General features: G+C 29.9%; 16 protein-coding genes. 11 read left to right on the forward strand and 5 right to left on the reverse strand.

Annotated features, from left to right (window positions below):
• The first annotated feature begins 116 nt into the window (after positions 1-116).
• The gene (locus O3884_RS08160; RefSeq protein WP_371452816.1) at positions 117-1,190 is read left to right on the forward strand and encodes a PTS sugar transporter subunit IIC; all 1,074 of its coding nucleotides are present in this window, start codon (positions 117-119) and stop codon (positions 1,188-1,190) included.
• A gap of 207 nt (positions 1,191-1,397) precedes the next feature.
• Here O3884_RS08160 and rplS read toward each other — a convergent pair whose 3' ends face one another.
• On the reverse strand, positions 1,398-1,742 hold the full coding sequence (gene rplS, locus O3884_RS08165) for a 50S ribosomal protein L19 (RefSeq protein WP_004263065.1): 345 nt from the start codon (positions 1,740-1,742) through the stop codon (positions 1,398-1,400).
• A 138-nt stretch (positions 1,743-1,880) separates the two neighbouring features.
• Entirely contained in the window at positions 1,881-2,240 is a 360-nt protein-coding gene (locus O3884_RS08170; RefSeq protein WP_371452819.1) for an arsenate reductase family protein, read from the reverse strand.
• Positions 2,241-2,412: 172 nt separating this feature from the next.
• Here O3884_RS08170 and O3884_RS08175 point away from each other — a divergent pair, with 172 nt between their 5' ends.
• On the forward strand, positions 2,413-3,114 hold the full coding sequence (locus O3884_RS08175) for an ABC transporter ATP-binding protein (RefSeq protein WP_371452821.1): 702 nt from the start codon (positions 2,413-2,415) through the stop codon (positions 3,112-3,114).
• A gap of 4 nt (positions 3,115-3,118) precedes the next feature.
• Positions 3,119-5,734 carry an FtsX-like permease family protein gene (locus O3884_RS08180; RefSeq protein ID WP_371452823.1) on the forward strand — a complete coding sequence of 872 codons (2,616 nt, stop codon included), beginning with the start codon at positions 3,119-3,121 and terminating at the stop codon, positions 5,732-5,734.
• Positions 5,735-6,086: 352 nt separating this feature from the next.
• Here O3884_RS08180 and O3884_RS08185 read toward each other — a convergent pair whose 3' ends face one another.
• Positions 6,087-7,274, reverse strand: coding sequence for a TVP38/TMEM64 family protein (locus O3884_RS08185; protein ID WP_371452824.1), 1,188 nt, complete (start codon positions 7,272-7,274; stop codon positions 6,087-6,089).
• A gap of 24 nt (positions 7,275-7,298) precedes the next feature.
• Entirely contained in the window at positions 7,299-7,979 is a 681-nt protein-coding gene (locus O3884_RS08190) for a YdjY domain-containing protein (protein WP_371452826.1), read from the reverse strand.
• Between the two features lie 424 nt (positions 7,980-8,403).
• Between O3884_RS08190 and O3884_RS08195 the strand changes: the two genes are divergently transcribed.
• The 6 genes from O3884_RS08195 (at position 8,404) to O3884_RS08220 (ending at position 13,984) form a co-directional block, all read left to right on the forward strand.
• On the forward strand, positions 8,404-10,323 hold the full coding sequence (locus O3884_RS08195; protein ID WP_371452828.1) for an ABC-F family ATP-binding cassette domain-containing protein: 1,920 nt from the start codon (positions 8,404-8,406) through the stop codon (positions 10,321-10,323).
• The gene (locus O3884_RS08200) at positions 10,316-10,699 is read left to right on the forward strand and encodes a hypothetical protein (RefSeq protein WP_371452830.1); all 384 of its coding nucleotides are present in this window, start codon (positions 10,316-10,318) and stop codon (positions 10,697-10,699) included. Before O3884_RS08195 ends, O3884_RS08200 begins: the two co-directional genes overlap by 8 nt.
• 23 nt (positions 10,700-10,722) lie before the next feature.
• The gene (argS, locus tag O3884_RS08205; protein WP_371452832.1) at positions 10,723-12,357 is read left to right on the forward strand and encodes an arginine--tRNA ligase; all 1,635 of its coding nucleotides are present in this window, start codon (positions 10,723-10,725) and stop codon (positions 12,355-12,357) included.
• A gap of 29 nt (positions 12,358-12,386) precedes the next feature.
• Positions 12,387-12,866 carry a DNA-directed RNA polymerase subunit delta gene (gene rpoE, locus O3884_RS08210; protein ID WP_003144748.1) on the forward strand — a complete coding sequence of 160 codons (480 nt, stop codon included), beginning with the start codon at positions 12,387-12,389 and terminating at the stop codon, positions 12,864-12,866.
• A gap of 228 nt (positions 12,867-13,094) precedes the next feature.
• Entirely contained in the window at positions 13,095-13,295 is a 201-nt protein-coding gene (locus tag O3884_RS08215) for a cold-shock protein (protein ID WP_003144740.1), read from the forward strand.
• A gap of 305 nt (positions 13,296-13,600) precedes the next feature.
• Positions 13,601-13,984: a RidA family protein gene (locus O3884_RS08220; protein ID WP_003147859.1), complete on the forward strand. Its 384-nt coding sequence runs from the start codon at positions 13,601-13,603 to the stop codon at positions 13,982-13,984.
• Between the two features lie 31 nt (positions 13,985-14,015).
• On the opposite strand, the gene O3884_RS08225 is transcribed toward O3884_RS08220, so the two are convergent.
• Entirely contained in the window at positions 14,016-14,867 is an 852-nt protein-coding gene (locus tag O3884_RS08225) for a hypothetical protein (protein ID WP_371452835.1), read from the reverse strand.
• A gap of 564 nt (positions 14,868-15,431) precedes the next feature.
• On the opposite strand from O3884_RS08225, the gene hisS reads away from it, so the two are divergent.
• Positions 15,432-16,712, forward strand: a complete 1,281-nt coding sequence (hisS, locus tag O3884_RS08230) for a histidine--tRNA ligase (RefSeq protein WP_371452837.1) — start codon at positions 15,432-15,434, stop codon at positions 16,710-16,712.
• Positions 16,712-18,484: an aspartate--tRNA ligase gene (gene aspS / locus O3884_RS08235; RefSeq protein ID WP_048803091.1), complete on the forward strand. Its 1,773-nt coding sequence runs from the start codon at positions 16,712-16,714 to the stop codon at positions 18,482-18,484. Before hisS ends, aspS begins: the two co-directional genes overlap by 1 nt.
• Positions 18,485-18,910 lie beyond the last annotated feature (426 nt).

Genomic DNA, 18,910 nt, shown 5'->3' on the forward strand with positions numbered 1-18,910 from the left:
ATTCTTAAGTCTTTTTTTTAGAGCATATTTAGAGCAAATGAGGAAATATTAAGTTATAATATTAAATAAGTACACATTAGTGTAAAATAATATTTGCTAAATACGGAGAGTATTGTATGAATAAAAATAATGTTTTATCTAAGTTATTTCATAGGTATTTTATTGTTGCTTTAAATGGAATGGCCTTAGGGTTGTTTTGTACTTTAATTATTGGCTTAATTATTAAGCAGATAGCCATAAATCTGAGTGGGAGTTTATCAAGTTTCTTACTTGTTATAGCGAGTATTGCAATGGCATTAACGGGTCCAGTTATTGGTATAGGTGTTGCTCATGCCCTTAAAGCTCCTAAGTTAGTAATTTTAGCTTCAGGAGTAGTCGGATTTTTAGGTGCATTCGGATCGAATCTAGGTACTAATAATTTGCTAGATCAAGGTAAATTAATAATTAGTGGTTCTGGAGATCCGTTAGGAGCTTTCATAGCTGTAGTTATAGCTGCGGAAATAGGTAGACTTATTTCTGGGAAAACTAAAATAGATATTATTGTCACTCCATTTGTAACAATAATCATTGGAGGAATAGTTTCTTATCTAACAGGACCATATTTAATAAAAGGAATGAAAATTCTTGGTACATTTATAAGAGAAGCAACTGAATTACAGCCGTTTATTATGGGAATAGTTGTTTCTGTTGTTATGGGAATAATTTTAACATTACCTATAAGTTCTGCGGCATTATCTATTATACTTGGATTATCGGGTATCGCTGCAGGTGCATCTACTGTCGGATGTGCAGCTCAAATGGTTGGTTTTGCAGTAATAAGTTTTAAAGCTAATCGTTGGAATGGATTACTTGCTCAAGGGTTAGGAACGTCTATGTTGCAAGTTCCTAATATTATGAGAAAACCAGTAATTTGGATTCCTCCTATTATTGCAAGTGCTATATTGGGGCCTATAGCAACGATTATTTTCAGAATGGAAAATAATCCAGCTGGTGGAGGAATGGGAACATCAGGTCTAGTGGGACAACTTATGACATGGCAAACAATGTCATCTTATACAGCTCATTCAGTACTATTAATTGAAATATTGTTACTACACTTCATATTACCTGCGATTATTTCATATGGAGTATATTACTATATGGAGAAAAAAGGCTTTGTTAAAGCTGACGATTATAAATTAGATTTATAAGAAATTAAGAACTAGCTATAGAAAAATATAGTTAGTTCTTTTTTATTTTTGTAAAGATAAAAGGTAATCGAGTGTATAAATAGAACTAAAATGGTATTTGTAATAGGGAATAATATGTATTTTTCTAATGAATACGCTCGAAACATGGTCTAAGCAAAAAAAAGAAGCCCCGTTACTGATGTAATAGGGCTTTTAAGCTTCTTCTTATTAACGTACTTCTTTAATACGAGCAGCTTTACCACGTAAGTTACGTAGGTAGTATAATTTAGCACGTCTAACTTTACCTTTACGTACAACTTCAATTTTTTCAACTTTTGGAGTGTGAACAGGGAATGTTCTTTCAACACCAACACCGTTTGAAATTTTACGTACAGTATAAGTAGCAGAGATTCCTCCACCACGACGTTTGATAACTACTCCTTCAAATTGTTGGATACGCTCACGTCCACCTTCAACAATACGAACGTGTACTCTTACTGTATCCCCAGCTTTAAATTCAGGAATGTCTGATCTTAATTGCGATTTAGTGATCGCTTCAATGATTTTGCTCATTATTCTTTCTCCTTTTTTTACAAAATGTTCATTACTAATGCTTGATTAACAGAGGAACATCGTAATTTAATGTTTTCACATCTCGACTATTATAACATTATTTCAAGTAAATATCAATAGAAAACTTAATAAAATTTATTATAAAAGAGCTTTTTCCCAAGTTTCTTCTTTGAATCCAAGAAGTAGGATATCATTTTTCAAATCAAATGCTAAAGGACGTTTAATTAACATACCATTTTCATGAAGTAGTGTTAAAGCTTCATCAAGAGATAGAGTCTCTAACTTGTCTTTTAAACCAAGTTCTTTATAAACAAGACCACTAGTGTTGAATAGTTTTTTTAATGGTAGACCGAATGTCTTAATAATCTTTTTAAATTCTGCTACTGTTGGTGTTTTTTCTTTAACATTGAAATATGTTGCTTCAATATTGTTTTCTGTTAAAAGTTTTTTTGCTTTTCTACATGTCGAGCATGTTGGGTATTCGTAAATAGTTAGCATATAGTCTCCTCAATAATTTTATGTGAATTCTAAATAATTATTGATATTATAATATTTATTTTTATTAGTGTAAAGAAATCTGTTTAGGATTTAGTGTATATGAAAAGCGTTTAGATTAATTGAACAAATAAGATGTGATATAATTAAATTATAGAAATAAAGGAGAAATACTATGCAAAAAATAATTGTAAAAGATGTTTCTAAAATATATGGAGAAAATAGTAATAAAGTTATAGCGAATGACGCCATTAGTTTTGATATTAATGAAGGAGAATTTGTTGTAATTTTGGGTCCAAGTGGAGCTGGGAAGAGTACACTTCTTAATATTATAGGTGGAATGGATAATGCGAGTAAGGGGTCTATTAATATTTTTGGAAAAGAGATTGTCGGCCTAAGTGAAGCGGAATTAACTAGATATAGAAGAGAAGATATAGGTTTCGTTTTTCAATTCTATAATTTGATTCCAAACCTAACAGTTTTAGAAAATGTAGAATTAGCTGGACAAATTGTAAAACAACCGAAAAAAGCAACAGATATTTTAAAATTAGTAGGATTAGAACATAGAATGGATAATTTTCCTTCACAAATCTCTGGAGGAGAACAACAGCGTGTTGCTATAGCGAGGGCGATAGCTAAGAACCCAAAACTATTACTTTGTGATGAACCAACAGGAGCGTTAGATTATAAGACGGGAAAAAACATTTTAAATATTCTAAAAAACTATAGTGTAGATGAGAAGAAAACCGTAGTTATTATAACTCATAATAGTTCTATAGCTGAAGCGGCAGACAAGGTAATAGAAATATACGATGCTAAGGTGAAAAAAGTAACACAAAATACTAATCCTAAAAGTATTGATGAAATAGAGTGGTAGTGTTATGAGAGCAATAAATAGAGATATATTAAGAGAAATATCAAAAACAAAGTCGAAGTTTATATCGATAATGATAATAATGTTTCTAGGAGTTTTTATCTTTGTAGGTTTAAAAGAAACATCACCAGCTATGGTGAATACCTATAATAAGTACATAGAGCGTCATAAGATGTATGATTTACGAGTAAGTCATAATTTTGGAATCAATGAAGAGGATATGAAAATCATAAATGCTCTGGATAATATTGATTTAAGTGAGAGTTATTTTATAAAAAAACTACAGATAATTAATAGTAATGACTTTGTAAATATTGAATCTTTACCCGAAAAATTAGTTTTACCTAAGGTAACCGAGGGTTCTTTACCTAATAATGACGGAGAAATAGCTTTAGTTGAGTCTCTTCAAAGTAGTTATAAAATTGGAGATGAGATTTCATTTATTTCTGATAAGAGTGAAAGTAATACTTTAAAACAATATAAGTTTAAAGTGGTTGGTTTTGTTCAAGGAGCGAATCATATTGAGGTATCTAATAATAATCTAGCTAATAAGGACTATTTTGGATATGTAAGAAGAGATGTTTTTAAATTTGAAAATGTAAGTGGAGTAAATGTAAAACTTAAAAATATTAACTATAAATATAGCGATAAAGATTATATTACAGAAGTTAATAAGACTAGAGATAATCTGATAGAAAAATTAAAAACTCAGCAAAAAATCGATGAAAAATATTACTTAGATAAAAATAATAAAAAATTAAATGAAAATGAAAAAGTAATAAATCAAGCACAAGAACAACTTAATAGCGTTAAAACAAAACTTGAATTACTAAAAAATGTAGACAATAAAAGTTATAATGAACAATTAGAAAAACTGAACAAAGCTCAAAAAGAGATTGATGATAATAAAAAACAACTAAGTATTGGGAAAGCCAGTCTTTCGGAAGAAAGTTATCCTAGATTTTCAGTAGAAAATATTAGAGGTTTAAAAAACTATGCTCAATTTATAGATTCTGCGAGTAGTTTAACCTTTGTTGCTAATGTTTTTTCAATATTCTTATTCGTTGTATCGATTTTGGTTTCACTTACTACTTTGACTAGAATGATAGATGAAAACAGAATAAATATAGGTACTCTTAAATCGCTAGGATACAGTAATTATCAAATTTCTAAAAAATACTTTGTATATGGTGGGTTATCTACCTTAATAGGTACGATATTAGGAATTATCGGAGCGTATTTGGTAATTGTACCGATAATATATAATTCTTATGCAAGGTTCTTCACTTTTAATACACCGGAGATCGTATACACACCGAGTATACTTATCGCAGCTTTTGTTATTTCATTAGGATGTGTAAGTTTAGCTATTTATATACCACTTAGAAAAAATTTAAGAGAAAAGAGTGCGTACTTGTTACGTCCTAAGGCCCCTAGTGGAGGAAGTAGGATATTTTTAGAAAGAATACCATTTATTTGGTCAAGGCTTAGCTTTCTAAGGAAGGTAACCTTTAGAAATATTTTCCGTTATAAAATTAGAATGTTAATGACAATTTTTGGAGTCGCAGGGTGTCTAACTCTTATGTTTATAGGTTTTGGTATTCGTTATGGAGTAATAAATATTTCTAATGAACAATTCAAAGTAATTAATAAGGTAGATATCGCAGCTACTTATAATCCTTATATAGGCAATGAGAGTGTGGAAAAGCTTCAAAAAGATATTGATAATAATAAGAATGTTAAAGCTAGCACCAAAGTAAATATTCAACTTGCTACTTTCGAGAGTAATAATGAAATTGTTGATTCTGCACAGCTGATAACTGTAAATAAAGATGATTATAAAGATTATATTGCATTAACTGATAATGATAACAAAGGAATCGACTTGCCAGGTGACGCGGCTGTAGTAAGTGAAAAACTTGCATATTTACACAAATTGAATATTGGAGATAGTTTTAATGTAATTGTAAACAATAAAGAATACACACTTACCGTTGGTGAAATTAATAAAAATTACTTTGGGCACACAATATATATTAATAAAGACTATTATGAATCACTGTTCCAAAAACAATATAAGGATAATACGTTTTTAGTACAAACTACAGGTGGTAAGGAAACTGTTGAAAGTGTGGTAAGTAATTTAAATGATAATAGTGACATAGTAAACATAAGTGATAATTCTAAAATACAAGAAATACTTGATAATTTTATTAAAGGAATAGATATTATAGTAGCAGTTATGGTGATCTGTTCAGTTACTCTAGCGCTTGTAGTATTATATAATTTAATAAACGTTAATGTCTCTGAGAGAATTAGAGAATTATCAACGATAAAAGTTCTTGGTTTTTATCCAAGTGAAGTAACTATTTATGTATTTAGAGAAATTTTCTATTTAAGTGGGGTAGGTATTATTTTAGGTAATTATCTTGGTTACAAAATGTATTTGAAGATAATACTAGAACTCGCGGGTAGAGATATGATGTTTAGTAGTAAAGTACCTTTAGTAGTTTATTTATTAGCATCGGGTATAACAATATTGATTACTATAGTTGTAATGATAGTAATGCATAAAAAACTGAAAAAAGTAAACATGGTAGAAGCTCTTAAGGCAATAGAGTAGAATAGGAGAAAAAATGGCAATTATTATAAATGACGAAGCAAAAAAATTATTAAAAGATAAAAATAAAAACTATATATTAGTATCACTATTTCAACAAGCTTGTTGAGGTGGCGGAGTAAATAAAGTTATCGGGGTTTCGATAGCAAGCAAATTCGATAAAGAATTATATTCAAAATATGTAGTTGATGGAATAGATGTTTATATTGACTATAGATTAAATATAGGAGAAAATGTAGAAATAGGTGTAGAAAAATTCCTATTTATGAAATATTTTAACCAAGTTGGGATCACGGCGTTATAAATAAAGAAACAACTAGAGATCAAAAGTATCATCTCTAGTTGTTTTTGTTTATTAATTAGAAGATGCAATAAGCTCTTCTTCTTTTTTATGTTTGTCGTTGTAGATTTTTTTCATAATACCGATAACGATTGATAGTGCGAATAAACACATTAATCCGATGAATAAATTTCTAACTCCCCCAGAAAGTGTTCCACCAACGTATGAGTAAACTATTGTTGCTGGTAATTGTCCGATTCCTGTAGCGATAAAGAATCTCCAGAAACTCATATTTGTAAGTCCAGCAGCGTAACTTACGAAGTCGAAAGATACGAACGGCAATAATCTACAGATAAGAATAGCTTTGTCTCCGTAGCGTTCGAAGAATACGTCAATACTTGCCATTGCACCTTTACTTGTAAGTTTTTCTACTACGTCTCGTCCTAATCCACGAGCGATATAGAAACATACTGCAGCCCCTATCATTGCTGTTGACCAAGATAATACGGCTCCTAGTACCCAACCGAAGATAGCAGCGTTAGATAATGTGATTAAAAATGCTGGAATTGGAGCAGCTATTGATTGAAGTACCATTAAGATTCCAGAAACAACAGCAGCCCAAGCGCCCCAACCACGTAGATATTCGATTACTGCATTTGTATCAAATTGAGATAAAGTAGCGAATGCTGTATTAATACCAGTTTTAAAACTAGGTACTGTAAAGTAAATTGCGAAGAAAATTGCAAAGCAAGCAAGTGTAATGTATCTTACTTTTTTACGTTGTGCTTTTAATTTTTTCTCTTCTTCAGGATCTACTTCTCTTAAATCACTTAGTTTTACTTCTTTTTCTTTTAATGTTTTCAGTTCTTCTTTAGTATAAACTTTTTGGTATTTAGAAAGTGTCAAAAGAATATAAAGATTTATTAAGTTAACGATAATAACACCGACTATAAATGGAACCTTAATTTGATTAAGTGTTCCAGCATGTAGAACTTCACGAGCTATATATAGTAAAGTTTTAGTTTTACCTGAAAAGATAGCCATTAGAAGTATAATTGCTTCTATAATGAAAAATGTATATTTACGATTTATACGTTTAAAATATAACCCTGTCATTATACCGTAAACAGTCCAAACGAATATCACAAGACTTTGGTCAGCTAACATTTCAAATTGTGTAAAGAAGAACAGTAAGAATGCGAAGAAGTAACCAACAGCTATACCAACACTTGTGAAATAGAATAATAATCTTAAGCGTTTCATTAAATCTCTCCTTGTTAATAGCTATTATTTTTTAATACTATAAATAACTGCTGCATATGTTCCATCCTCTGGAAGGATATCTTCGTTACCAGTGAATTTAACCTCTTTACGAGTTTCAACAGCACCATAAGTGTAAGTAGTATTTGAAATAATACCTACAGGGCAACTATCTAAGCAAGATAAACATCCTGTATTTTTATCGATAGCGCGTTTTAAGTTACCACCGAAACGGAAATCGATTTGTTTACCATTACTATCTTTTACTACTTCATTGATGTCATATTTTTTGTCAGCTCCGTTCCAAGTGATTTCGGCTTTAATTGGAGTTCCTTCAACATGTGTAGTAGTTGCATTATTTGGATTCATATTTTCTCCAGGTTTTGCACCGATCTCAATTAGAGCATTGTAGAATTCTTCTGGTTTAGCAAATGCTGTGAAGATTGATTTAGCACCATTTGTACCACTTTGTTCTACTGAGTTATGTCTTGTAGCTTCATCAAAGTATTTACCATTAATTTTTGTAAGAACAGTAATAGTACCAGCTTCTTTATCCACTTTAATAGGTTTATCTAATGATACACCTGCTACATAGTCAGCAGGTTGATTTGAATTTTGTGATGTTGAATTAGAAGAACTGCTACACCCAACTGCAGTAAATGCTAATCCAGCAGCCATAAGGACTGATAATATTTTTTTTGGTTTCATTATAATGAACCCCCCTTATTGATATTTTTCTTATACAATTGTATTATAACATTTATATAAAAGGCTAACAATAATCTATATAAAATATTATATAAATTTAATTAATAGCGAAGGAAAAGCACTCTTAATCGATGGAAAATATTATTGTATTTTAAATATACAACATGTACAAAAATCATAAAAAAGAAATATATAGTGAATAAATAATTTATTATAATTTGTATATTCTAGATTATAAGACTAATAAATAATAAAAAACAACTCACTGATAGTTGTTATCAATTATTAAAGGATACAGTTTATATTAAAATGAGCATTATAATTATTAGCGAAATAACTTGAAATATGGTATAATATTTCAGTTATAGATGAAAACATGAAATTTTAATGAATATATGTAAGAAACTAGAGAAAGGAGAAAAAGATGTTAATTCAATTAAATAATGTAACAAAGAATTTCGTAGTTAATGAAATTTTTTCAAATGTAAAATTAGAAATTAACGATAAAGATCGTGTTGCCATTGTAGGAAGAAATGGTGCGGGGAAGAGTACGTTATTAAAAATTATATCTGGTGCTATTAGTTTTGATAGTGGGGAGAGAACTATCTCTAAAAATACAACTGTAGGGTATTTATCTCAAGAATTTATCGTAAGAGAAGATTTGTCAATTTATGAAGAGATGATTACATGTTTTGATGAAATTATTACATTAGAATCAGATTTAGAAAAACTTTCATTTGAATTGACTCCAGAAAATATAGAAAGTGATCCAACGCTACTTAATAAATTCGATAGATTGCAAAATGAAGTGTTAACACATAAGGATTATCATTATAAAAGTAAGATAGAGAGTGTGTTATATGGATTAGATTTCACAAAAGATGTTTTTGATAAAAAAATAAGTACTTTCTCTGGTGGAGAGAAAACAAGGTTATCAATGGCTAAACTATTATTAAGTGAGCCAGATCTATTAGTTTTAGATGAACCGACCAACCACCTTGATATGGAAAATGTAGCATGGCTAGAAAATTACCTTTCATCATATAATGGTGCAATAGTTATAGTCAGTCACGATAGATACTTTTTAGATAAGGTTGTAAATGTTGTATATAACTTGGAATTCGGTAAACTTAAAAAGTATGTAGGTAATTATTCAAAATTCTTAGTACAATATGAAGAAGATTATGAAAAACAACTAAGAGAATATACGAGTCAGCAGAAGGATATAAAAAAATTAGAAGAGTTTGTTCAGAAAAATATTGCTAGAGCATCTACTAGTAAAATGGCTAAAAGTCGTCAAAAAGTATTAGATAAGATGGATCTTATCGATAATCCTAAAAAAGATGATAAGGCAGCTGGTATAGAGTTTCTTATAAAAGAACAAAGTGGTCGCGATGTTCTAACGATTAGTGATTTACAAGTAGGTTATAATGGAACTAAAGTTGGTCAAAGTTATAATCTTTCTGTATATAAAGGTGATAGGATAGCGGTTGTCGGAAGAAATGGTATAGGAAAATCTACGTTAATAAAAACTATAGCGAAGAGACAAAAAGAAATCGCGGGTTCTGTGCAATATGGAAGTAAAGTTTCATTAGGCTACTACGACCAAAAACAAGCAGAGTTTGAATCTTCAAAAACAATATTAAATGAATTGTGGGATGAATATCCTTTAATGAAGGAAGCGGAAGTAAGAACAGTACTTGGTAGATTCTTATTTAGAGGCGATGATGTTCTTAAGATAGTAAGAGATCTTTCTGGTGGAGAAAAAGCGAGACTGCAACTTGCTAAATTGATGCTAGAGAAAAATAATCTTCTTATATTAGATGAGCCGACTAACCACCTTGATATTACTAGTAAGCAAGTATTAGAAGAAGCATTAAAAAATTACGAAGGGACTATTCTTTTTGTCAGTCACGATAGGTACTTTATTAATAAGATAGCTAATAAAGTACTAGATATTACTGATAATGGTCATAATATGTACTTAGGAAATTATGATTACTATTTGGAAAAAAGAGAACAAGAGAGAATAGCTCAACAACTAACTAAACAAAATGAAGAAGTAGTTGTTGAAAAAGAAGCGAATAACTATATACTAGATAAAGAAGCAAAAAGACGTGTTAGAAAATTAGAGAGAACTCGTGATGAGCTGATGAATAAAATTGAAACTTTAGAAGAAGAAATACAAGTTGTAAATAATGAACTTGCCAAAGAGGAAGTTTATACTGATATGGTAAAAACTCAAGAGTTTAATGAGCAGTTAAAACAACTTTCTTCTGAATTAGAAGAGTTAAATGATTCTTGGTTAGAAATTGAAGAGGAATTAGAGAGTATAAATGGATAGTAAAATAAAAATAACGACTTATGTTGACTCTGAAAAAATACATGAAGAATCTTATCTTGGAAGCTTTTTAGAGCAAACAAGTATTGAAAAAATAAGTTATAGTGATAAAAATAACAAAAAAATAGAGATTTTTATTGACAAAATAAAAGAAAGTGTTAGTATAGAAAAAGACGATTCAAAAATGTACTTAGCATATACGAAAACAAGCAATGACTACAGTACACAATATGGTCAGATGAAATTAGAAACACAACTTGTAAATATAAGTAAAAAAACAAAAAATAGCATTGCTTTATACGAAATAGTGTACAATATACATTTTGGAAGTAATGATAAACAGCAAAATAAATTGAAAATATTAGTGAAAAATATATAGTAGGTAATTAGGAGGAATTTTTGGTGAAAAATAAAATAGTAGAATTAATACAAAATTCTTTAGCCAAATTAGAAATTGATGGAGTAGATATTCATGTAGAAACTCCGAAAAACACAGATAATGGAGATTTTTCTTCAAATGTGGCGATGCAATTAACAAGAGTTTTACGTAAAAACCCTAGAGTTATTGCCGAGGAAATAATTAGTAATATAGAACAAGATGAAGCGGTAGAAAAAATTGAAATAGCTGGACCAGGATTTATTAACTTTTTCGTTAAAAAATCAAGTCTTGGAAGTGTTGTTGGGAAAATCTTAGAAGATGATTTTAAATACGGTGAAAACAACATTGGACAAGGTAAAAAAGTACTTTTAGAATATGTGTCAGCTAACCCGACTGGAACATTACACGTTGGGCATGCTAGAAATGCTGCATATTCTGATTCATTAGCAAGAATAATGAAAAAATCAGGATATGATTTATCTCGTGAATACTATATCAATGATGCAGGTAATCAAATTAATAATTTAGTTATCTCTGCAATTGTTCGATATAAACAAGCTCTAGGTATGGATGCTGAGATGCCGGATGATGCATACCACGGTGAAGATATTAAAGTTCTAGGTCAAAAACTAAAAGATGAATTCGGTGAATCATTACTTGAAAGAGAAGACTTAAATGAGTTTATTCGTGAGTATGCAGTAGCGTATGAAATGGAAAATATTAAAAAAGATTTAGGTGACTTTGGATTAGAATATGATGTATTCTTCAGTGAAAAGTCATTATATAAAAATGGTCTTGTAGATAAAGCTTTAGAATCTTTAAGAGAACAAGGTTTTGTTTATGAAAAAGATGGAGCTTTATGGCTAGAAACAACAGCTTTAGGTACAGGTGATGATAAAGACCGTGTATTAATTAAAGCAGATGGTTCACTAACATACTTAACTAGTGACATAGCTTATCACAAAAATAAATTAGATCGCGGATTTGATTTATTACTTGATGTACTTGGTGCAGACCACCACGGGTATATTGCAAGATTAAAAGCAAGTATCGTTGCTATGGGATACAAAGCAGAGCAATTAGAAGTTCTAATTATGCAAATGGTACAACTTCTAAATAATGGTGAAGTTGTAAAAATGAGTAAGAGAACTGGTAAAGCAATTACACTTCGTGATTTAATCGATGAAGTAGGTGCTGATGCTGCTCGTTACTTTTTAGTAATGAGAAGTGCAGATAGTCACTTAGACTTTGATTTTGCAGTAGCGAAAGAGCAATCAAGTGATAACCCACTATACTATGTTCAATATGCTCACGCTAGAATTTGCTCAATCTTACGTCAAGCAGCTGAACAAGTTGAATATGATGTTAACAACTGTGATTATGAATTATTAACAGATGAGTACTCAGTAGATTTACTGAAAAATTTAGCATATTATCCAGAAATAGTTGCACAAGCAGCTAAAAATTATGAACCACACAGAATTTGTAATTATTTACAAAGTCTTGCAAGTTCATTCCACAAATTCTATAATAATAACAAAGTAATAACTGAAAATAAAGAACAAACTCAAAGTTACCTAGCATTAATCACTGCTGTTAAGATAACTTTAAGAAATGCTTTAGACTTAATCGGAGTATCAGCTCCAGAAAAAATGTAATAAATAAAAAAGAAGGGAATCTAATATAAATGGTAAAGTTAAAAGATTTAAGCGCAGAAAAAATTAAGGAAATGTCACTAATAGATTTATGTTATGCATATATGGTAGAAGAAGGAATTGAAAAATTAAATATTTATGATTTCCTAGATTATATTAAACCATTAAGAAATGTTGACGATGAAGAATTTACTGCACAAGCAGCGTATTTCTACACTGATCTAAACTTAGATGGACGTTTTGTATGCGTTGAAGATGGTAGTTGGAAATTAAGAGATAGTTTATTTGTAGAAGATATTAAAAACTTCGTTGAGCCAAGCGTTCAAAAATTTGAAATCGATGATGAAGATGATATTGAAGAGCTTGGAGAAGAAGAACAAGAAGATATCCATGATGAAGTTGATGCTTTAATCGAAGAAGAAGATATGGAAGAGAGTGAAGATGTCTTCGATTTTGACAATGAAGGTATTGTATCAAAATTCAACATTGCAACTGAAGAAGAAGAGTTTTAATAAAAGAGCCGTAAGGCTTTTTTATTTTGTGAGTCTTTTTAGTTGCATATTATATTGATATGAAGTATAATAAGGAAAGTCAATAAAACATATAGTAAAAATTGTAATACAGGTTCTAAGTTTTTTAAGTGAATAACACAACATCACATTTATTTTATTTATTATCTTTAACGGCAAGAATACGATTGATTATTGATAATAAAAAAAATATAAAGGAGATTGTAACTTATGAAACAAGGTACAGTAAAATGGTTTAACGAGGAAAAAGGATTCGGATTTATCGAAGTAGCAGGAGAAAAAGATATTTTTGTTCACTTCTCAAGCATTAAAAAAGACGGATTCAAAACTTTAAAAGAAGGCGATAAAGTTGAATTCGAAGTTGAAGACGGTGCTCGTGGACCACAAGCAGCTAACGTAGTTGTTCTTTAATTAGAAATGTGAAAAAGTTATAATTAGACGGTTAAGTCTAGTTATAGCTTTTTTTATTTTTTTAGACTAGAAATTAATATAAATCGATTGGAAAATATCAGAAAGTTACTATAATGGGAATATATTGAAAACGAATACGATATTATTGAAAAATTTTCTGTAATAAATTATAATAAAGTGAAAAGGTATAAGATATCATTTGTTACAGAGTTTATTTAAAAGAAGATAAATTTCTTTAATATACTTTCGTAATGGAATATTGACAAAAATTTGATATTTTATCAAAATAAAAGGAGATTTATAAGATGAAAATTACAGAAGTAAATACACCAAAAGCACCAAAAGCTGTAGGACCATATGTACAAGCAAACAAAGTAGGGAATCTAATTTTTTGCTCGGGTCAATTAGGAATTAATCCAGAGACTGGAAAAATTGTTGAAGGTGGAGTTATCGAAGAAGCAAAACAAGTGTTTAAAAATATTGAAGCAGTTTTAGAAGAAGCAGGGAGCTCTATGAATCATGTTGTAAAATCATTAGTATTATTAAAAGATATTGCTGATTTTGCTGAAGTGAATAAAGTTTATGCGGAGCAATTCAATGATGTGCTTCCCGCTAGATCAGCTTTCCAAGTAGCAGCATTGCCATTAGGTGGTAATATTGAGATTGAAGTTATAGCTGTAGAAAAATAAGAAAATAGAAAAAAATCAAGGATAGTCATTATTATCCTTGATTTTTTGCGTTATAGCTAGCAATTGCAGCGTTTATTTCTTCATTTGTAAAATTAGAGATATCACCTTTCAATTCATTCTCAATGATATTTCTACTAGTGCTACCTTCTTGAGTGTAGCGAATAGTGTTATATGTCTCAGGTACTTGTTGACCAATAATTTGTGGGTGATTTTGAGTATTAGGTATAGATGAAACTTTTTTAGTATCTGTAGAATTATTCTTAGTACTATTAGAAGATGTAGCTTCTTTTTTAGAGACTACTCTATTTTCTATTTCTTTTTTAGTTTCTTCTTTTTTAGTTACGTTAGTCTTGTGATCTTGTTCTAATTCTGAGGTTTCAGAATTTAATAGCTTTTCTTTTAGGGCTTCGTATTTAAATTCATATTTAGCTATAATAGCCTTAACTTGATCGGCATAGTTAGGTGAAGTTGTATCTAATTCTAAAATCTCAGTAAGAGCATTGTCATAATTGTCTAATTGTGTATCTAAATATGAAATTGCTTTTGAAAAAGTACGATTTGTGTCTAATTTTTTTGCTTGTTTTAAATGTTCATAAGCAGTTTCTGTGTCAGCATTATTAAGTGCATTATCGATTTTTACTAGTTCACTAGCAATATTAACTTCATTATCTATATTTCTTAATGTTTCTTTAGCTTTTTCTGTAGTTAAAGTTTCAAGGCCGTTTAAGCCAGTTTTAAAATCATATGAATCATTAATTAATGATATATATTTTGAATGTTCTTCTTTAAAATTCTTATTTCCTGCATTAAGGTAGTAATATGTACCACCTACTAAGAAAAATATTGCTAATATAGGCATTAAAACAGAGATTATTTTTTTCATAAAGGTTTACACTCCTTTCTTTAATGTCTTTAACTATAATTTATTGTATAATGTTAAGAAAAAAAAATCAAGTGATGCAAATGATAAGTAATTAAATTAAATACATATATTAGCTACCTAAATGATGAGTAAACATATTATATAGTGAAAAAAATAGTAGCTATTAATGTTGAATTTTGTGGAAAAATAATCTTATATAATATCTGATAAACATGATGAAGGATGAAAATTTATAAGATAAAATATATAATAATTTCTTGACAATAATAATAGTTTGGTATAATATATTTAAAAGAAACGTGACAAAAAAAGTAAAAAGAATTTTATTTTATGTTTTAATTAAAGAGAATTTAATCCCTAGGCTGAAAGATTAAATATTAATGATTAAAATAAGTAACACTTTTTGTAAAACTTAATAATTTAAAAATAAGGTATCGATATTTCGATATGAATTAGGGTGGCACCACGAATTTAGTTATCGTCCCATATAGTATAAGCTATATGGGGCGATTTTAATTTATATTGAAGTAAGATTTGTAGATAAATAATTGAAAGGAGAATGAAATGGTAATTAGTATGCCGAGAGGAACTCAAGATATACTACCTGAAGAAAGTATTAAATGGCAGTATATTGAAGGAAAACTAAGAGAAATTAGCAAGAACTTTTGCTATGAAGAAATTAGAACACCAATGTTTGAATCAACAGAATTATTCAGTAGAGGTGTTGGAGATACTACTGACATAGTTCAAAAAGAGATGTATACTTTCCAAGATAAAGGAAATAGATCTTTAACGCTAAGACCTGAGGGAACAGCTGGAACAGTTCGTTCATATATAGAAAATAAATTATTTGCAAAAACAATTCAACCACAAAAACTATACTATGTTGGTCCGATGTTTAGATATGAAAGAAAACAAAAAGGACGTTATCGTCAATTCGTTCAATATGGAGTTGAGGTTATTGGGGAAGAAAGTCCAAAGATCGATGCAGAAGTAATAAGCTTAGCGTATAATATTTACAGAATGTTTGGTATAGAAAATATCAAAGTGAGTATTAACTCTTTAGGTAATCCTGAAGAAAGACAAGCTTATAATGAAGCGTTAGTAAAACATTTTGAGCCTAGAATAAATGAGTTTTGCGAAGATTGTAATAATAGACTTTACAAAAACCCTATGAGAATTTTAGATTGTAAAGTTGATGCGGGACATGAACTTATTAAATCAGCACCAAAATTATTAGATTACTTAGGTGAAGAGTCTAAGCAATATTTTGCGGAAGTTCTAAAACACTTAGACGCATTAGGTGTAAAATATGAAATCGATCATAATTTAGTTCGTGGATTAGATTACTATACTCATACTGCATTTGAGATTATGATAGATAATCCTGAAGTAGAATTAAAAACTCTATGTGGTGGTGGTCGTTATAATGGTTTAATTAAATTGTTAGATGGACCGGAAGATAAAAAAGGTATTGGTTTTGCTCTAAGTATTGAGAGATTATTATTAGCTCTAGAAAGTGAAAATATAGAATTACCTATAGATGATACAATCGATATTTTTGTAGTTGCTATGGGTGAAGAAGCTTCAAATGCTGGAGTAAAACTTACTAATGATTTAAGATTAGCTGGGTATAGCGTACAAAATGATTATTTTGATAAAAAAATGAAAGCTCAAATGAAAATTGCCGATAGATATAATGCAAAATATTCTATAATAATTGGACAAAGTGAACTTGAAAATGGAACACTTGTCGTAAAAGATATGAAATCATTTGAACAAGAAACAATTAACTTAGACAACATTGTTGATTATTTACAAGAGAAATTGAGAGGAGAAAAATAATGAGCGCATACGGAAGAACGGAATACGCTGGTCGTATAGACGAAAAATATGTAGGAAAAAAAGTAACATTAAAAGGTTGGGTTAGTAAACGTCGTGACCTTGGTAATTTAATCTTTATTGATGTAAGAGATAGAATGGGTGTAGTTCAATGTGTATTCTCAGGAGAAAAAAATGCAGAATTACATGAACTAGCAGGAACTTTAAGAAACGAATTCGTAGTTTCTATCGAAGGTGAAGTAGTATTAAGAAATGAATCTACTGTGAACGAGAAAATTGCATCAGGTAAAGTGGAAGTTATCGCTGATAAATTAGAAATTTTATCAAAAGCAAAAACATTACCATTTGTATTAGACGATGCAAGTTTATCAAGTGAAGAGCTACGTCTAAAATATCGTTACCTTGACTTAAGAAGAACAGAACTTGCAGAAGTGTTACACTTACGTTCAAAAATTACTAAAGCAACTAGAGATTATTTAGACAACAACATGTTTGTTGATGTTGAAACACCAATTTTAACTAAGTCTACTCCAGAAGGAGCACGTGACTATTTAGTACCAAGTAGGGTTCACCCAGGTGAATTCTATGCATTACCGCAATCACCACAATTATTTAAACAATTATTAATGGTTGCTGGATTTGACAGATACTATCAAGTAGCTCGTTGTTTCCGTGACGAAGACTTACGTGCCGACAGACAACCAGACTTTACACAAATCGATATGGAAATGAGCTTTATGTCACAAGAAGAAATTCTTACTATGATAGAAGGTTTAATTGCTCATGTAATGAAAGAAGTTAAAGGTATCGATGTAGTATTACCATTCCCACGTCTTGACTATGAAGAAGCAATGGAAAGGTTCGGTAGTGATAAACCAGATACTCGTTTCGGAATGGAATTAAAAGATGTTAGTGATCTTGTGAAGAACTTAGACTTCAAAGTATTCTCAAATGCAGTAGAACAAGGTGGAGCAGTAAAATGTATCGTAGCTAAAGGATGTGCAGAGCAATATTCTCGTAAAGATATTGACGCTTTAGGTAAATATGTTGCAAACTATGGAGCTAAAGGATTAGCATGGGTTAAAGTAACAGAAGAAGGATTAAATGGAGCAATTGCTAAATTCTTTACTGATGAAGTAGCTCAAGAATTAGTAGCTCGTGTAGATGCAGAAGTTGGAGATATAATATTATTTGCTGCAGACAGTAAGAAAGTATGTTACGCATCATTAGGTGCATTGCGTCAAAAGTTAGCTGCTGATTTAGACTTAATCGATAAAGATAAATACAATTATCTATGGGTAGTAAACTGGCCATTATTAGAATATGATGAAGAGAAAGGTCGTTACAGTGCAGCCCACCACCCATTTACAATGCCAAAAGTAGAAGATGTTGAACTATTAGAGACAGCACCAGAAAAAGCATATGCACAAGCTTATGATATAGTACTTAATGGATATGAGTTAGGTGGAGGAAGTATCCGTATTTATGATAAAGAAGTACAATCTTCAATGTTCAAAGCACTAGGATTCACTCAAGAACAAGCTCAAGAACAATTCGGATTCTTATTAGATGCATTTGAATATGGAGTGCCACCACACGGAGGATGTGCATTAGGATTAGATAGATTCGTTATGTTATTAGCTGGACGCGATAACTTACGTGATACAATTGCGTTCCCTAAAACTGCGAATGCAGCAGATCCAATGACTCAAGCTCCATCACCAGTAGATCTAGAGCAGTTATTAGAATTAAATATTTCATTACTAAGAAAATAAATCAAATAGTAATATAATGCATATCTGAGGAAGAGTTAATCTTTTCCTCAGATTTTTTTAAAATTTGTATTGACATAAAGTAAAACAGATGATAGAATAGTAAAAGTCTTCTCAAGAAGAAGACGAACAATCAAACATTTCGATATATTAAATGTTAAGAAATTATAAAAAAGCTCTTGACAAAATATAAAAGAAATGATAAACTTATAAAAGTCTTAAAGAAAGACAAACACAATTATTTCAACGAAGTAAACGGTTAAAAAGTTTTAAAAAATATAAAAAAACTTCTTGACAAATATTCGATGAAATGATAGAATAATAAAAGTCTTCTGAAGAAGACGAAAAAACATTTTTAAAAAAAATTTTTAAAAAAAGCTTGACAAAGAAATTTAAAAATGTTAAAATATAAAAGTTGTTAATCGCGAC

Origin of the sequence: Gemella sp. 20925_1_85, from assembly GCF_041433735.1 — a bacterium.
In the GTDB taxonomy this organism is placed as follows: Bacteria; Bacillota; Bacilli; order Staphylococcales; family Gemellaceae; genus Gemella.

What these genes read in the sequence shown, in the direction of transcription:
- O3884_RS08160 (WP_371452816.1), top strand. Translation starts at nt 117, where the DNA reads ATGAATAAAAATAATGTTTTATCTAAGTTATTTCATAGGTATTTTATT.
- rplS (WP_004263065.1), bottom strand. Translation starts at nt 1,742, where the DNA reads ATGAGCAAAATCATTGAAGCGATCACTAAATCGCAATTAAGATCAGAC.
- O3884_RS08170 (WP_371452819.1), bottom strand. Translation starts at nt 2,240, where the DNA reads ATGCTAACTATTTACGAATACCCAACATGCTCGACATGTAGAAAAGCA.
- O3884_RS08175 (WP_371452821.1), top strand. Translation starts at nt 2,413, where the DNA reads ATGCAAAAAATAATTGTAAAAGATGTTTCTAAAATATATGGAGAAAAT.
- O3884_RS08180 (WP_371452823.1), top strand. Translation starts at nt 3,119, where the DNA reads ATGAGAGCAATAAATAGAGATATATTAAGAGAAATATCAAAAACAAAG.
- O3884_RS08185 (WP_371452824.1), bottom strand. Translation starts at nt 7,274, where the DNA reads ATGAAACGCTTAAGATTATTATTCTATTTCACAAGTGTTGGTATAGCT.
- O3884_RS08190 (WP_371452826.1), bottom strand. Translation starts at nt 7,979, where the DNA reads ATGAAACCAAAAAAAATATTATCAGTCCTTATGGCTGCTGGATTAGCA.
- O3884_RS08195 (WP_371452828.1), top strand. Translation starts at nt 8,404, where the DNA reads ATGTTAATTCAATTAAATAATGTAACAAAGAATTTCGTAGTTAATGAA.
- O3884_RS08200 (WP_371452830.1), top strand. Translation starts at nt 10,316, where the DNA reads ATGGATAGTAAAATAAAAATAACGACTTATGTTGACTCTGAAAAAATA.
- rpoE (WP_003144748.1), top strand. Translation starts at nt 12,387, where the DNA reads ATGGTAAAGTTAAAAGATTTAAGCGCAGAAAAAATTAAGGAAATGTCA.
- O3884_RS08215 (WP_003144740.1), top strand. Translation starts at nt 13,095, where the DNA reads ATGAAACAAGGTACAGTAAAATGGTTTAACGAGGAAAAAGGATTCGGA.
- O3884_RS08220 (WP_003147859.1), top strand. Translation starts at nt 13,601, where the DNA reads ATGAAAATTACAGAAGTAAATACACCAAAAGCACCAAAAGCTGTAGGA.
- O3884_RS08225 (WP_371452835.1), bottom strand. Translation starts at nt 14,867, where the DNA reads ATGAAAAAAATAATCTCTGTTTTAATGCCTATATTAGCAATATTTTTC.
- hisS (WP_371452837.1), top strand. Translation starts at nt 15,432, where the DNA reads ATGGTAATTAGTATGCCGAGAGGAACTCAAGATATACTACCTGAAGAA.
- aspS (WP_048803091.1), top strand. Translation starts at nt 16,712, where the DNA reads ATGAGCGCATACGGAAGAACGGAATACGCTGGTCGTATAGACGAAAAA.